This window comes from Nocardia jinanensis, from assembly GCF_014645735.1.
Classification (GTDB): Bacteria; Actinomycetota; Actinomycetes; order Mycobacteriales; family Mycobacteriaceae; genus Nocardia; species Nocardia jinanensis.
Genome location: NZ_BMMH01000027.1, coordinates 53366 through 68673, shown reverse-complemented (window position 1 = coordinate 68673; position 15308 = coordinate 53366). Strand labels below are relative to the sequence as shown.

The window sequence follows — 15308 nt, the reverse complement described above, 5'->3', positions numbered from 1 at the left end:
ACAGGCTCGGTCCGAGGAGCACCCCGCTGTCGTCTCCGTAATCAGCGACCACGTATCGCGCGCATAACTCAATCAGCAGCCAGGGCACCCCGGAGGGTCGGACGGCCACTCCTTGGGAGCCACAACAGGCAGAGAACCATAAGCCACATCCGGCCCTCCTGGGCCGCCTAACAACTTACGGAGGACCATGTTCGTCCCGCTCACCGTCCCCGATTTCCTCGACCGCGCCGAAACCGTGTACGGCGCCCGGATCGGTATCGTCGACGAACCCGCCCAGCCCGCGCCCGGCCAGGGCTCACCCACCTATTCCGAGATCGCCGACCTCGCGCGCAGGCAGGCTGCCCGCCTCGACGAGCTCGGCATCGAAACCGGTGAACGGGTCGCGATCGTCAGCCACAACTCGAGCCGGTTGCTCACATCGTTCTTCGGGGTGAGCGGGTGGGGCCGGGTGCTGGTTCCGATCAACTTCCGTCTGCGCCCGGACGAGGTGCGCTACATCGTCGAGGATTCCGGTGCCCGGGTGCTGTACGTGGACCCGGAGCTCGCGGATTCGCTCGGCGAGATCGACTGTGAGCACAAGTTCGTACTGGGGTCCGATGCCGATCTCTACGCCGCTGCGGGTTCGCTCCCGCGGTCGTGGGAGCCGGACGAATCCGCCACCGCCACCATCAACTACACCTCCGGTACCACCGCCCGCCCGAAAGGTGTGCAGATCACCCACCGCAATATCTGGGTCAACGCCGTCACCTTCGGATTGCACGCCACGATCAGCGACCGCGACGTCTACCTGCACACCCTCCCGATGTTCCACGCGAACGGCTGGGGCATGCCCTTCGCGATGACCGGTGTCGGCGCCCGGCACATCGTCCTGCGCAAGATCGACGGCGCCGAGATCCTGCGGCGCGTGCGCGACCACGGCGTCACGGTGATGTGCGCGGCCCCCGCGGTCGCGGCCGCGGTCCTGGAGGCCGCGCAGACCTGGGAGGGGGAGATCCCCGGACGCGACCGGGTACGGATCATCATGGCCGGAGCCCCGCCCCCCACGAAGACCGTCGCACGTGTCGAGCAGGAACTCGGCTGGGAGTTCATCCAGATCTACGGTCTGACCGAAACCTCCCCACTGCTGACCGTCAACCGTTCGCGAGCGGAATGGGACGACCTCGATCCCGAGGACCGGGCAGCCGCGCTCACCCGCGCCGGCGCCCCAGCCCTGGGCGTTCGATTGCAGGTCGAAGAGTCCGAAGAGGGTGCGGGGGAGGTGCTGGCCCGGTCCAATGTGGTGATGGAGGGCTATTGGGGCCGGCCCGGGGAAAGCGAAACAGCCTTGGCCGACGGTTGGTTCCACACCGGCGACGGTGGTGCGGTGGGCGACGACGGTTACCTGACCATCGCCGACCGCAAGAAGGACGTGATCATCACCGGCGGCGAGAACGTCTCCTCGATCGAAGTCGAGGACTGCCTGTTCTCTCATCCTGCTGTGGCCGAGGTCGCGGTGATCGCGGTGCCGAGTGAGAAGTGGGGTGAGACGATCAAGGCGCTGGTCGTACTGACCCCGGGCACAGAAGCGAGCAACGCGACCGAAGCGGACCTGATCGCCTGGTGCAAACAGCGACTGGCGGGTTACAAGGCGCCGACCTCGGTCGAGTTCCGCGACGAGCTGGCCCGGACCGCGACCGGGAAACTCCAGAAGTTCAAACTACGCGCACCGTACTGGGGTCGGCGCGGTCGCCAGGTCAACTGATACGAGCTCTGCTGGGCTGGTCGCTTACGGCGCAACCGTGCCCGCCGAGCCGACGCCCACCCGATCCGCGGAGGAGAGCGGGATCGGTGCGAACATCGCGGGTTCGTCCTCGGGGAACAGCGCCGTCGGGCCGTAGACCCAGTCGGTGAACGAGTAGTCGCCGATCTCGCGCGCACGCAGCAGCGCATTGCGCTGCTCGCGCCGGATTCCGCCCAGATGCCACAGTTCGCCCCACACGCGAGCCGTCAGGACCACCCGGCGGCAGTGCTCCGGCCGGACCGCCTCGTAGGCCGCGAGCGCACCCGTCCAGTCCACCGCACCGTTAGTCCCGCGCAGCCGCTGCACATGTTCCGCGAGCACCCATCCGTCCTCGATCGCCATGATCGCGCCCTGTGCCATGTATTGCAGCGGCGGATGCGCCGCGTCACCGAGCAGGGCGATCCGTCCGTCGACCCAGGTGCCGATCGGGTCGCGGTCGTACATCCGCCACCACTTGTCCCGCCACATGTGCGGTAGCCGCTGCTGGACGAAATCACAGGTCGCGGAGAACGCGGTATCGAGTTCGTCGGGCGTTCCCCAGTCGTCGAGACCGGCACGCGCCTTAGGTGATTCGAATACCGCGACCTGATTGAGCAAGTCGCCGCCGCGCAGCCCGTAGTGCACGAAATGGCAACGCGGCCCGACATATACGACCACTTCGGACAGATCCACCGGATGGTCGGCTTCGGCGATCGGCACGGTTCCGCGATAAGCCACGTACGCCGACGAAACCGGCTGGTCGTCGACGAAGAGTTCGCGGGCCACGGAATGCAGCCCGTCCGCGGCGATCACGATATTCGCCTCGTGGATCGTGCCGGTATGCGTCGTCGCGCTCGCCTTCCCGCCGCCTTGCGTGTACGACACCACCCGCTGTTCGGTGCGGAGTCCGACCCCAGCGTCCCGGCACGCCTCCAGGAACAGCGAATGCAGATCGCTGCGATGGATGACCAGATAGGGAAACCCGTACTCGCGCTCGAGATCACGTAGGTCGAGCGCGGTCAGTTCGCTCCCGTCGACCGCGTCGCGCATCACCATCCGGTCGGGCACGACCCCGCGGGCCTTCGCCTCGTCCAGCAGGCCGTAGTCGTCGAGGATGCGCGTGCAGTTCGGCGCGAGCTGGATACCGGCGCCGACTTCGCCGAACTGTTCGGCCTGCTCCAGGACCCGCACCCGCACCCCGAGCCGGGAGAGTGCGAAAGCGGTACTCAGCCCGCCGATTCCGCCGCCGACGATGACGACGTCAGGGGTGCTCACGTGACAGCTCCTCTACAGCCAGGGGCCGAGGTCGGGGACGTCGGCGAGAGAATGGGGGCGACCGGCGAGGTACGCGGCCACCTGGGGTAGCGGGCCGCCGGGAACCTCGTCGAGACCGCGCTTGCCTCGAATATCGGTGATCAGCGCGGCCAGGAAATCGTCGGGAAGGTCCGCGAAGGTGGTGCCGGTGCCGAGGTCGATCGCATGGACACACACCTCGCGCGCCCGCAGCCAGGGGATCTCCGTGGCCGGGACGGTCCGGCCCTGAGCGGTGACGATCTCGGTGCGCCATTGCTCGCCGGTCAGGGCGTCCATGCCGACATCCAGCTGGTGTACCGACGCGTTCAGCCACGTCACCAGCGCGGTGGCGCGGCGCTTCGCGCCGGATTCGATATCGGCATTGCGCTGGTCCGCCGAAGAGTACATCGGAGTGCGCTCGCCCGTCCGGGCCCAGTGCACCAGATTGCCGAGCGCGTCCGCGTTCGCGCCGACATGCGCCACCAGATGCTTGCGCGTCCAGCCCGGCAGCCTGCTCGGCTGTGACATCGTCTCCTCGTCCAGCAGCGCCGCCTGCGTGACGAACAGCCCCGTCCCGTGCTCGACCCATTTCAGCGAATCCGCGGGCGTCCACACGGTCACGACGCTTTCACGACCTTGTTCGTGCACGCCCCCAGCCCGGCGATCCGCGTGACGACCGTTTCGCCGCCGACCAGGTACACCTTCGGATCCCGGGCATGCCCGACTCCGGCCGGAGTCCCGGTGGCGATCAGGTCGCCCGGGTTGAGCCGGATCACGGTCGACACGTACTGCACCAGGCGCACCGGGTCGAACAGTAGTGTGCCCGTGTCGTCGTGCTGCATGACCGCACCGTCTACGAGTGTCTCCACCTCGAGCGCCGGTCGCACGCCCCCGACCTCGTCGGGTGTCACGACATACGGCCCGACCGGGGTGGAGGAATCCCAGATCTTGCCCTGCGTCCACTCGATGGTCCGGAACTGCCAGTCCCGCACCGACACATCGTTCATCACTGTGAAACCCGCGATGGCGTCCGCGGCCTCCGCCGCGGTAGCGCGGCGGACCGGTTTCCCGACCACGACCACCAGCTCGACCTCCCAGTCCAGGGCGTCGGTCTCGGCCGGCTTCACGATCGGATCGTTCGCGCCGATCAGGCTGTCCGCGAACTTCGGGAAAATGGTCGGGTAGCTGGGGAGTTCGCGCCCCATCTCCTTGATGTGGTCGGTGTAGTTGTGGCCGACACAGATGACCTTCGACGGGTTCGGCACCACGGCCGCGAAATCGGCGCCCGTGACCGGCCAGGTCGCACCGGAGGCGTTCGCGGCCAGGGTGGTCCAGTCGTCCTGGGCGAACAGTGCGCCGAGGTCGTCGTAGCCGAGATCGACGAGGGTGTCTCCGTCGAGGCGGACCGCACGGGTGCCGCCGTCGACGCGCAGGGTGGCGAGTTTCATCGGATGGTCTCCTGACGGTTGAGCTGCAATGCTTCGAACACGGGGGCGTCCGAGAAACGGAAGAGGTCCAGGGCGCCGGAATCGGAGTCGGAAGTACCCGCTTCCGATCTGGCGGAGAAGGGTTCCCACGACGGAACCACGAACAGATCGCCGCGAGTGACGGACCAGGATTTATCGCCCACGGTCACCGTGCCGGACCCGTCGAACACCTGGTACACCGACGACCCCGTCTCGCGGGCCGGCGCGGTCTCCGTACCGCGCGCGATCCGATGGAACTCCGCGCGGATGGTCGGGAGTACATCGGTGCCGTTGTGCGGGTTCGAGAACCGCACCGCCGCGTGCCCGTATTCGACGGTGCCGCCGTATCCCTCCTTCTCCAGCAGCAGTTGATCGTTCAGCGCGGCATCGGTGTGCTCCCACTTGTAGGCGAGCAGCGGTGACCCCGGCGCGACCGTACCCACCGACAGCGGACGCAGACCCGGATGGCCCCACAGCCGCTCGGACCGCGACCGGTCCGGAGTGATCCGCTCGGCGGCGCTGATCTCCTCCCGCCCGAACTGGAAGAACTGCGATTCCATGACGTACTGGAAGGGAATATCCAGTCCGTCGATCCAGGCCATCGGCTCCGCGGTCGCATTGTGGTGCGCGTGCCAGTTCCAGCCGGCCTGTGGCAGGAAGTCACCGCGCCGCATCGGGACGGCGTCACCGTCGGCTACGTCGCCGGTACCACCGACCACGGTCCACACGCCCGAGCCCTCGACCACGAAACGGAAGGCGTGCTGGGTATGACGATGCTCCGGGGCGTCCTCGCCGGGCATCAGGTACTGGATCGCCGCCCACAGGGTCGGGGTGGCGAACGGCCGTCCGCCGAGGGCCGGATTCGCGAGTGCGATCGCCCGCCGCTCCCCGCCGCGACCGACCGGCACGATATCGCCCGCCTTCGCCGCGAGCCGTAGCAGGTTTTCCCACCGCCATATGTGCGGCACCGCCTGCGAGCGCGGATGCTCCGGCATGAGGTCGCCGATCTCGGTCCACAGCGGAACCAGCAGCTCCTGTTCGAAGCCGCGGTACAGCTCCTCGAGGGCGGGAGTCACGTCCGGCTGGTTCGGCGCCGCGACCGCCCGCAGCCGGACCGGGGTGTCAGTGGTGCTCATATCGCCTACAGTGGCGCTTATCGAGACAGCAGAACAGATAATTCTGGAGAGCAGAACGGTCAGGATGGGTAACACCGAACCGAAAATGCCACCCGCGTACGTTGTGACCAGCGCGGATCACGCGCTGCGGGCAGCGGTGATGCTGCAGTTGGAGGGTGGACTGACGGTCAGTCAGGTCGCCGAGCGGCTCGGGGTGGCCCGGTCGACGGCGCATCGGTTGTTGCAGACGCTGGTGTACCGGGATTTCGCCGTGCAGGACCAGCAGCGCGTCTACTATCCGGGACCGGTGCTCGAGCTGGCCACGCATTCACAGTCGCGGACGTCACGGCTGCGGGCGGCCGCGCTGCCGCATCTGCAACGGCTGGTCGATCTGGTGGGGGAGTCGGCGAACCTGACGATCCGAACCGGGGACACTGCTCGGTTCATAGCCAGCGTCGAGTGCCGGCAGGCGTTGCGGGTGGGGTCGCGGGAGGGGATGGTCTTCCCGGCCCATCGCACGACGGCCGGTCTGGTGCTCCTCGCGGAGCTCGGCCCGGCCGAAGTGGATGAGCTGTACGACGAGGCGCGGTATACGGAGCGTCCCGACGAACGGCCGGATCTGCCGAGTCTGCGCGCTCGGCTCGCCAAGGTTCGCCGGACGGGTTTCGCCCTGAACAACGGGTTGTCCGAACGGGGGGTGGTCGCGGTCGGGGTTGCGGTGCGCGATGCCGAGGGGATGTCGCACGCGGGTCTATCGGTTTCGATGCCATCGGTCCGCTACGACCGGAACCAGCTGCCGACCCTCGTCGCCACCCTGCACCGGTCCGCTGATGCGATCGAGGCCGGTCGCGGTGGCGACTGAGAAACTACGCCGCACTGGCGGTATGGGTGCCGCTGCGACGCTGATCCGAGGAAACCGATAACCGCGCGATACCAGCTCCGCAGCCGACCCTGTACCTGTCACTGCGGCGGTTGTCAGCGGATCGGTGTCGATCGCTCGAGGCCGGGAATCGCGCCGTTGCGGAATGCGTCGACGAAAAGTTCGTGATCGACGCGGGTGCGGTGGGCGTAGGACTGACCGAAATCCACCATATCGCGCACGAATTCGTCCTCGTCCGAGCCGATGGCTGCCATGATCGCCTCCTCGCTCTGGAAATCGACCAGTGTCTGATCGGAGTCGGCGTCGGAGACACAGTGCATACCCGCGGTCGCCTGGCCGAGGTATTCGATCACCGGCCGCATTTCCGCCGGCTCGGTGAGATCGGACCAGTCGAGGTCGCTCACGTAAGGGGAGAGTTCGGAGACGATATAACCGTCCCCGCCGATCTCGGTGTAGCCGAGCCAAGGGTCGGCATGGGCCTGCAGGGCGCGCTGGGACACGGCGGTGCGGTGCCCGTGGTGCTGGAAATAGTCCCGGATCCGCTCGTCGCGCACGATTCGGCTGGGCGCGGCGATGTTCCCCTGTTTCATGGACAGGATCACATCGTTCTCCAGCGCCTCGGTCTGCCCCTCCACGAGAATGTTGTACGCGGGCAGCCCCGCCGACCCGATCCCGAATCCTTTGCGGCCGACGATATCTTTCACCTGGTAGGTGATGCTCCGGAACCGTTTGTGCTCCGGGATCGTCTCGAGGTAACGGGTGAAGGCCTCCAGCACCAGCTCGCGCTCCGCTCCGTCCACCGAGCGGACACCCTTGCCGGGCCGGAATCGGCGTTCGTAGTTCTCGACCATCGTGGTGCTCGCCAACAGAGCGGTGCGGGTGTTCATCCGGGCGTCCAGCAGCACATCGTGTACGGGGCCGGTGGTGTTCCGCAGATGCAGTTTGAAGTCCTGCTCGCGCTGAGTGCCGTCGTGAAAGGCGCGCACCATGCGCACATAGGAGCGCACGTAGGTCGCTGTCAATGCCTCGATATCGGCATCGGAGACGGCTTTGCGGCGGGCCAGCAGCGCCACGCTGGCGCAGAAACGCTTGATGTCCCAGGTGAACGCGCCGAGATACGCTTCGTCGAAATCGTTGACGTCGAAAACGAATTGTCCGGCGGAATCCATATAGGTGCCGAAATTCTCGGCATGCAGGTCGGCCTGGATCCAGATTCTGCTGGTGCGCTCATCGGCCCACCGATCCTCGGTGGCGGCCATATCGTTGTAGAACAGGCAGGCGGAACCACGATAGAAGGCGAACGGGTTGTCCGCCATTTTGCGGAACTTCTTGCGGAACGCGTCCGGATCGGCGGCGATCATATCGCCGAAGGCGTCGGTGAGGACCTCGACGATCTCGGCTTTGCGATCGTGCGCACTGTCCTCGCTGGTCCCATTGTCCATACCCACGATTCCGGGCCGGTCCTCTCGTCGTGAAGCGGTTGCCGCGCTGGCGCCGGGCCAGGGCGGCGATGGATTCGATCGTGCCAGAACCCCTTCCGCCGCGCTCGACTCCGGCAATCGATCGGTGGACCGGCGATGCTGTCTCGACCCCGCCGACGGACCGATCGCCACAGCCACCGGCACGACAACCGTTGCCACGCGTGCGAGGTCACCGGCCGAGGAAGCGCAGCAGTTCCGCGGTGACGAAGCCGGCGTTCTCCTCCACCAGCCAATGTCCTGCGTTCGGCACATCCGTCTCGCGCACGATATTGCTCATATAGCGGGCGACGGTGGCTCGAACCGGGTCGAGCTGCCCCTGGGCGGTCATGATCAGGGCCGGCACCTCTGTCGGTAGTGCCGCGCCGGTATCGCGGACATCCTGGTCGAGAGCGCGGTACAGCTCGAAGCCACCGGTCAGGACCTCGGGCCGGCTGTACGTCCGTGCGTATTCGTCGATCTCGGCATCGGTGAACGGGGAGCGGTCCGAAGTGCCGCCGAAGGCCGTCCCCCCGAACGAGACCTGCGGGGAGAACAGCGCCAGGTATTCGCGGACGTCGTCCCCGACGACAGCCTCGGGGACCCGGCGCTGGGAATGGAAGGCGATATGCCAGCTCATCGACCGGTACGTGGGCCCGTCGATCGCGGGCCCCGGTAGTGGCAGGTCGAGGTAGCCGAGGCGGGCGGTATCGGCCGGGAACTGGGCGGCGTACTGGAATGCCACCGCCGCCCCGAAATCGTGTCCGACGACCTGGGCATCACGGATTCCGAGCCGATCGGCGATCAGCGTGTGGACGTAGCGCGCCAGGGTAGCTTTGTCGTAGCCGGTCGGGGAGCCGGTACTGTCTCCCAGCCCGGGAAGGTCGACGGCGTAGACGGTGTGGTGCTCGGCGAGTTCGGGCATGATCTCCCACCAGCCGTACCAGGTCTGGGGCCACCCGTGGATCAGCACTACCGGTGTGCCGCTGCCTCCGGTCACGTAGTGCATGCGGACGCCGTCGATATCGGCGAATTCGTGCCGGAAGGTCTGCTCGAACTCGGGGTCGCCCCGGGTGGCGGCGGCATACCGGAGGATGTCGGCGGCGGTGGTTGTGGTGCAGGCGGCGGCTCCGGCCGTGAGCAGAAGCGTGAGCGTGAGGGCCGCTACCGTGCGCGCGCGGAGGAGTCGGCGGAATGCTGCGGTGATCATGGCATCGGTGTCCTGGTGGTAGTGGAGTCGGCATATGCCGGAACGCCTTCAGCCTCACCGACTCGCTGTCGTCCTGACACGAAATCTTGCCGTTCCGGCAAGATGGCCACGTGGACCACGAAACAGGCGATGTGCTCGACGCGGTGGGGCCCCGGCTGCGTGCGCTGCGCCGCGACCGCGGCATCACCCTCGCCGAGCTCGCGGCCACCACCGGGGTATCGGAGAGCACCCTGTCCCGGCTGGAGAGCGGACAACGCCGGGCGACCCTGGAATTGCTACTACCGCTGGCTCGCACCTACGACGTTCCATTGGACGACCTCGTCGGTGCCCCGCGCACCGGTGACCCCCGGATCCACCTGAAGCCGATCCGGCGGTACGGAATGATGTTCATCCCGTTGTCCCGGCGGCCCGGCGGGGTGCAGGCATTCAAGATGATCATTCCCGCGCAGCCGGAACCTCAGGAACCGACGCCGCAGACGCACGAGGGCTTCGAATGGCTCTACGTGCTCAACGGTCGCCTGCGGCTGGTGCTGGGCGAGCGTGACCTGACTCTGCCGCCCGGTGAAGCCGCCGAATTCGACACGTCCCTGCCCCACTGGCTGGGCAGCGCCGACGGGGGCGTGGTCGAACTACTCATTCTGTTCGGCTCGCAGGGGATGCGCGCGCATGTGCACCCGGGCAGATATCGGCCGCCGCGGAATACCTGATCGCTGGGCGAGCGCTCAACCGATACGGAGAAAGCGCACTTTCTCACTGAGTACTCGACGTGCGCCGTCGAGATCGGCGAGCCGAGCCGCGATAGTGGCCGAGGCGAGATCCGGCGGGAGCACATCGGAGAATTTCAGCCCGCGCACAGCCCGCTGGTCGGCGGCGGGTTGTTCGAGAGCAGGGAGCCCTGAGCGCACCGTTTCGAGAGCCCCGCGCCACAGGTCGGCGGTGAGGTCGGGCCGCAGTGGGATCCCGAAATCATCCGGGCGATGCCTCGCCGCGATGGTCGACATCGAGGCGGCCAGTGTGGCGTTGGCTCGATACCCGGCCCAGGTCCACCACCGAGCGGTTATGGGGGTGGCGTGGACGATCGTTGCCTCGGAGCCGACCGTACCGCCGGCCCGGGAGTCACGGAGTTCCACCAGCCGGGCCGCTGCTCGTCGGGTGAGTTCGACGGGTGGCGTTCCTGCTGGCCGATCTGCCCGTTGCCGTGCTGGGCCGGATGCGGTCGGGCCGGGTCCTGCGCCGCCGAGCACCAGCATGGCACCCCGGGATCGCCGGCCGGCCACCACGGCACGGTGTCGAGTTCGCCTTCGGCGATCAGGCGAGCTGGGGTGAACCCGACACCGCCGTCACGACCGAAACCCGCCTCTACGGCCCTGCCACAGCACGGTCGTGGAATCGCCTGCACCCCAGGCTCACGCATCGGTCATCATGGGTCGCCCAAGCCGGGAAACTGCCGGTGATCGAAGGCACGGTGATCCGGCTCGACGTCGACCGGCTTCCCAGCGGCGCGATACCGAAACCGGTGTGGTTGTGGCATTCGGTCGTCGACCTGGACGCCGGCGAGGTCGAGGTGTTGTGGCAGGCATTCCTGCGTCGGTTCGATATCGAGCACACCTTCCGCATGCTCAAACAAACCCTCGGCTGGAACGTCCCCAAACTCCGCGACCCCGCTGCCGCAGACCGATGGACATGGCTGCTTCTCACCGCTTACACCCAACTGCGCCTTGCTCGTGAACTCACCATCGATATCCGGCGCCCCTGGGAGAAACCTTCAGCCCCGCAACGGCTTACACCCGCACGCGTCCGTCGAGGGTTTCGGCACCTCCGCCGGAAAACGGCATGTCCGGCCAGAGCACCGAAACCCTCCCGCCCCGGACCCGGTCGCCCGGCCGGGCACCGCAACCAGCGGCCGGCACCACGCTACGACGTGCACATCAAGACCGCCAACGACAAGAAACCTTCCCAAACCGCCGAGCCGCGACCCCGCAGAAAGTCCACAAAACAGCAGCTCAGAGGTTAAAACTCAAGCTAGCCCCGGTGGTCCTCGTCGGTAACTGCCTTCGCCAGTTCGAGCACGAAATCGGAGGTACTGATCGACTCTCTGATATCGATCAACTCCCGCAACAGCGGCTGCTGGGCCATGCACTTCCCTCCCTGATCCGGCAGAACTCGTGTGTGGAGCCGCCCCTGCGTGCGGTTCCGAGCGCGTTGGTGGCTCGGCCTCCATACCCGCACTGCATCGTACGTCGCGACTACTGGACAAACGTTACCGATCGCGTCGCGCAGAGCTGCCGGTTCGGCACGTTCCGCTGAATGCACAGTGACTGTGTGGTCGGCGATGCGGTCGTCGATAGCTCTCTGCGGGATATCGACCTCGGGGTAGGGTGGGCCAGTCGTCGCAAACTGGGGGTGCATCGTTTTCGATTCCGAGGATCCGAATCCTGTGCTGCAGGTGGTTCCCGACGAGGTGGTCGACGCGGGCCAGTTCGTGCAGCAGACCGCGGACGCACTGGTGAACGCATTGAGTTCACTGGACACCGATATCGACGGGCTGCTCGAGGTCTGGAAGGGCGTCTCGGCTACTTCCTATCGGTCGGGTTGGCAGGAGACCAAGCAAGGGGCGATCACTGTGCTGGAAGCCTTGGCGAACACGGCGGAGTTGCTCGGGGTGAACAGTCGCACCTACGTCGAGCAGGACGACAGCAACTCGCAGAGTTACGGCTCGCTGAACATCTGAGTGAGCGGCAGGAGGGGAAGCGTTGCACGAGAGCGCGTTTCAGGTCGATTTGGCCGAGCTGGAGGATATTACGGCGCGCGTGGGGAACTTTATCGGATTCTTGTCCGACAGTCTCACCGGCCTGGAGCAGCGGATGGCGAGCTTGCATCAGACGTGGAGTGGAGACGCGGCGATCGCGCAAGCCGGTGCGTTCCGGCAATGGGCGGCGGGAGCGACGGACGTCGCCGAGGGGATCGACATCATGCGGCAGGCGACCCTAGCTGCCCGTGACCGGTATATTGCGGCGATCGAGGCGAACCGGCAGATGTTCGGGCGATGACGTTCATCAACGTCGCGCCCGGTGTCTACTACGAGGCGGCGACGATCTGCAGTGCGGCGGCTGTGGCTTTTTTCGATGTAGTCACAGAGCAGTTCGGTGATCTGGCGTTGGAAACCGCGGAGATGGCCGGCAGTATCGGCGACGGCAAAGTCTGGGCAGAATCCTATGACCAGCAGACCACCGACACGTACCTCCTGTTCAAGTCGCTGATCGGCGCGATCGACAACTACTCGGACATCCTGGTCGAAGCCGGTTACAACTACGCCGTTGCCGACCACGACGGAAGCGGTCCGGTCCCGGGACGGCCGGCGACTCCGCAACCTGCCTTGCTGGAATGCCCGGCGGCTCCTGCTTCGGCGGGCGGCTCGGGTAAAGGTCTGGTCGACGACGGACTCGATCTCGCGACACAGATCGGTGTGCCGATACCGGACGGCGATGCCGACAAACTGGCGAAGGCGGCAGGATGCTGGAACACACTGGCCACCGGCCAGGCCACCGCAAATCTCCCAGCCGAACTGGAACGTGCGGGGGTCCTGTTCCAAGAGGTGACCGCACCCGACGTTTCATTCATCGATGAGGACCTGCGGGAGTTGAAGGCCGCCGCTGAGGATCTGCTCACGACGTTCGCAGACCTCGCCACCGCCTGCCGGGACCAGGAAGCAGCGCACCGGAAACTCCGTGCCGATCTCGCCACGATTCTGGAAGAATTCGCCGTCGACATCGGCACGGAAGTGATGGTCACTCTGGCCCTCAGTATCGGCGCCTCGGTCGTCAGCTTCGGTATGGGAAGCGCGGCAGTTGCCGCGATTCGCGCGGGAAAATTTGCTACCAAGGTCAAACATTACGTCGACAGACTGCGCAAGGTCATGGACATTGTGAAGCTAAAAACGGCTGTCACAGTACAGAAGTCGACTGCGAGCAGCCGGAACAATCTTCAACGCATCATCGACCTCACGAAGAAACACGGGGACGAAGCCAAGAAGACGAAGATGACTCCCGAGCAGATCAGGGCGCGTGTCCAGGATATCGGCGACGAGGTCAAATCGAGGTCGAAGGATTCGGAGCCCAGGAATCCCGAATTCCTCGCACAGCGATTGAGTGAGTTGAACCTGTCGCACGACGAGGCTCTGGAGGCAACTATTCAAGCAACCGAGATAGCTTTCGGGAGTAATTCCGGGACGGCTAACGCTGTGGGCGGCGGCACGGCGCTGGTACCCCGCTCGGTGCACCACGGATTGGTTATGATCGTGAAACCGGACGGTTCGGTAGTGGCGGCACGAGGCGATGTGACCGAACTGATCGAGTACTGAAATCAGAAAGGAGCGACAGTGAGCGAGTCGGGGCTACCGGAGCCGTTGGACTTGGAGATAGACCTATTGATGGGTATGCGTTGCGACGAAAGGCTGAAGGCTGCGAAGCTGAAGGAGCTGGGTGTTTCCCAGGAAGAAGCCAAGCGTATCGAAAAAGGCGTCGACAAGTATATTCGGTTCGGTAGGGATCAGTTCGAGAACACTCGATCCATCCTGAGAGTGCCGGCAACCGAAGAGGAAAATCCCAGTCTCACCTACAGGCTTACTCTGTGGCCGGATTTCGACTTCGTGGTAACGAGTCAAGCGGGTCGTCATTGGTGGATGGCACGGTTCGTTCGGGCCTCGAATTCTTCGCGCCCTGATATGTCGTCACCGGCGACGCTCGATCCCTGGAGCGTGTGCATTCAAGACTTCGAAAACGAGTCCGGGACACTGCGCTCCACCGATGCCTTTCCGCCCTGGGAAGAGTTCGTGTTCGAAGCAGCCGACGGTGTGTCGTACGGCGCCGATTTCAGTTATGGTCTGCTTCAAGAGATCGACTACTTCCCTGAGCGGGCCTCTCAGTAGTGCATGTGGTGGCAATTGCTTGCACATCAAGGGTCCGAGTTCGATACCTCGGATTTTCTTTTGGCGGACGTGGACGACGACTACCCGGCACTACGGGGAGGTGGAAGTCCGGATCCACCTCATCGGCTTCCGGTGCCAAGCAGTGTCGGGTCTTTAAGGGGGAACAGGTCGAGGATCTCGTTGTTCACTTCCCGCGAGGTGCTTACCCGATCCAGGCCGAATTGCCCGTCCGGCAGCGTCTTGCGTAGGCGGGCTACTGTCGTTGGCTTCCGGTCTTCGGCGAACCGGTAGAGCACAGTGGTGTGGCCCCGACTGGACACGAGGGCGAGGACGCGCGCCGGTGGCTCGGTGCGCCGGTGTTGAGCGATACTCTCCCAGTCTTCTTCGTCATCTCGTAGGGGAATGAGGACCAAGGTGTCACCGATCTGCAAGTCGACGGTGGGATCTTCCGGCCATCTCCACCGTTCCGGCGGGTCAGTCGCGTTCCCGAGCTCGGCGGCCACAGCGTCTACGACTGGGTCGTCGTGGTGTTCATCGGGGTATGTGTAGCTGATCATGAGTCGTTCGTTCGACAGCGTGACAGGGCGCGGCTCCGGTGGAGGTCGTTTTCGCGGTGTCTGCGGCCGGAAGCGTTGTTCGGCTCGGTCCAACCAAACCCGGGTGAGCGGGTGAGCGTCGGCGATCCAGTCCTCTATCTGCTGGTGCGCCTGCTGGTAAACCTCGGGCTGGTGGAGCACGACGGCCGCCTCTTCGAGGCTGTGCTCGGAGTGTTGGGATACGTTCGCCGAGCCGATCACGGTGGCGAAGCGCTCGTCGCCGAGTTCGGCGGCGATCAGTTTGGCGTGCAGCCATGGGTGCAGGTAGATGTGCACCCCTCGGTCGAACCAGCACCGCAATTGGCGTGGGTCGACGATGCCTCGGGCGACCGAGTCGGTCTGCGACGCTCGGAGGGTGCCGTTGACCACGACGCTGTCCCCCTCGCGGAGGGGTAACAGCTCCGTAGCGTTGTGGCCGACGAATGCGATGGCCGCCGCGATTCTTTCGGCGCCTTGGATGGCATTGCTCAGTTTTGTCCAGATCCGCTGCCCGGCGATGAGCGGAGCTCTCGTCGTCTCTTCGGCTTGCTGTGCGATTGTCGTGCCTCCCTTCCACAGGCTGCGCGGCCAAGACCCTTAACGGCGAACGTAGCCGCTCGTACACC

At 65.6% G+C, this 15308-nt stretch carries 16 protein-coding genes; 8 read left to right on the top strand and 8 right to left on the bottom strand.

The window, feature by feature from the left end:
• The first annotated feature begins 187 nt into the window (after positions 1–187).
• Entirely contained in the window at positions 188–1741 is a 1554-nt protein-coding gene (locus IEY68_RS31770; RefSeq protein ID WP_063000501.1) for an AMP-binding protein, read from the top strand.
• A 24-nt stretch (positions 1742–1765) separates the two neighbouring features.
• On the opposite strand, the gene IEY68_RS31765 is transcribed toward IEY68_RS31770, so the two are convergent.
• From IEY68_RS31765 to IEY68_RS31750, 4 genes are read right to left on the bottom strand one after another with little or no spacing between them, the layout of a single operon-like run.
• Complete coding sequence (locus IEY68_RS31765) at positions 1766–3034, bottom strand: FAD-dependent oxidoreductase (RefSeq protein ID WP_063000503.1); 1269 nt, start codon at positions 3032–3034, stop codon at positions 1766–1768.
• A 12-nt stretch (positions 3035–3046) separates the two neighbouring features.
• On the bottom strand, positions 3047–3673 hold the full coding sequence (locus tag IEY68_RS31760) for a maleylpyruvate isomerase family mycothiol-dependent enzyme (RefSeq protein ID WP_063000505.1): 627 nt from the start codon (positions 3671–3673) through the stop codon (positions 3047–3049).
• Positions 3670–4500, bottom strand: a complete 831-nt coding sequence (locus tag IEY68_RS31755) for a fumarylacetoacetate hydrolase family protein (RefSeq protein ID WP_063000507.1) — start codon at positions 4498–4500, stop codon at positions 3670–3672. Before IEY68_RS31755 ends, IEY68_RS31760 begins: the two co-directional genes overlap by 4 nt.
• Entirely contained in the window at positions 4497–5654 is a 1158-nt protein-coding gene (locus tag IEY68_RS31750; protein WP_063000514.1) for a cupin domain-containing protein, read from the bottom strand. The genes IEY68_RS31755 and IEY68_RS31750 overlap by 4 nt, the downstream gene beginning before the upstream one ends.
• A gap of 64 nt (positions 5655–5718) precedes the next feature.
• Between IEY68_RS31750 and IEY68_RS31745 the strand changes: the two genes are divergently transcribed.
• Positions 5719–6495, top strand: coding sequence for an IclR family transcriptional regulator (locus IEY68_RS31745; protein ID WP_063000516.1), 777 nt, complete (start codon positions 5719–5721; stop codon positions 6493–6495).
• Positions 6496–6608: 113 nt separating this feature from the next.
• On the opposite strand, the gene IEY68_RS31740 is transcribed toward IEY68_RS31745, so the two are convergent.
• Together IEY68_RS31740 and IEY68_RS31735 are read right to left on the bottom strand one after the other, a co-directional pair.
• Positions 6609–7955 carry a DUF2252 domain-containing protein gene (locus tag IEY68_RS31740; RefSeq protein ID WP_063000518.1) on the bottom strand — a complete coding sequence of 449 codons (1347 nt, stop codon included), beginning with the start codon at positions 7953–7955 and terminating at the stop codon, positions 6609–6611.
• A 208-nt stretch (positions 7956–8163) separates the two neighbouring features.
• The gene (locus tag IEY68_RS31735) at positions 8164–9180 is read right to left on the bottom strand and encodes an alpha/beta fold hydrolase (RefSeq protein ID WP_063000520.1); all 1017 of its coding nucleotides are present in this window, start codon (positions 9178–9180) and stop codon (positions 8164–8166) included.
• A gap of 110 nt (positions 9181–9290) precedes the next feature.
• Here IEY68_RS31735 and IEY68_RS31730 point away from each other — a divergent pair, with 110 nt between their 5' ends.
• Positions 9291–9887, top strand: a complete 597-nt coding sequence (locus tag IEY68_RS31730; protein WP_063000522.1) for a helix-turn-helix domain-containing protein — start codon at positions 9291–9293, stop codon at positions 9885–9887.
• Positions 9888–9902: 15 nt separating this feature from the next.
• Here IEY68_RS31730 and IEY68_RS31725 read toward each other — a convergent pair whose 3' ends face one another.
• Positions 9903–10310 (bottom strand): hypothetical protein, encoded by a 408-nt coding sequence (locus IEY68_RS31725; protein ID WP_063000524.1) that lies wholly within the window; start codon positions 10308–10310, stop codon positions 9903–9905.
• A 35-nt stretch (positions 10311–10345) separates the two neighbouring features.
• On the opposite strand from IEY68_RS31725, the gene IEY68_RS31720 reads away from it, so the two are divergent.
• The 5 genes from IEY68_RS31720 (at position 10346) to IEY68_RS31700 (ending at position 14107) form a co-directional block, all read left to right on the top strand.
• The gene (locus IEY68_RS31720) at positions 10346–11194 is read left to right on the top strand and encodes a hypothetical protein (RefSeq protein WP_229719162.1); all 849 of its coding nucleotides are present in this window, start codon (positions 10346–10348) and stop codon (positions 11192–11194) included.
• A gap of 423 nt (positions 11195–11617) precedes the next feature.
• Complete coding sequence (locus IEY68_RS31715; protein WP_063000526.1) at positions 11618–11911, top strand: WXG100 family type VII secretion target; 294 nt, start codon at positions 11618–11620, stop codon at positions 11909–11911.
• 22 nt (positions 11912–11933) lie between these two features.
• A complete protein-coding gene (locus IEY68_RS31710; protein ID WP_063000527.1) occupies positions 11934–12230 on the top strand; it encodes a WXG100 family type VII secretion target in 297 nt (98 codons plus the stop codon).
• Complete coding sequence (locus IEY68_RS31705) at positions 12227–13540, top strand: hypothetical protein (RefSeq protein ID WP_063000529.1); 1314 nt, start codon at positions 12227–12229, stop codon at positions 13538–13540. The genes IEY68_RS31710 and IEY68_RS31705 overlap by 4 nt, the downstream gene beginning before the upstream one ends.
• An 18-nt stretch (positions 13541–13558) precedes the next feature.
• Positions 13559–14107 carry a hypothetical protein gene (locus IEY68_RS31700; RefSeq protein ID WP_063000530.1) on the top strand — a complete coding sequence of 183 codons (549 nt, stop codon included), beginning with the start codon at positions 13559–13561 and terminating at the stop codon, positions 14105–14107.
• Positions 14108–14226: 119 nt separating this feature from the next.
• On the opposite strand, the gene IEY68_RS31695 is transcribed toward IEY68_RS31700, so the two are convergent.
• A complete protein-coding gene (locus IEY68_RS31695; RefSeq protein WP_063000532.1) occupies positions 14227–15072 on the bottom strand; it encodes a phospholipase D-like domain-containing protein in 846 nt (281 codons plus the stop codon).
• Between the last annotated feature and the right edge of the window lie 236 nt (positions 15073–15308).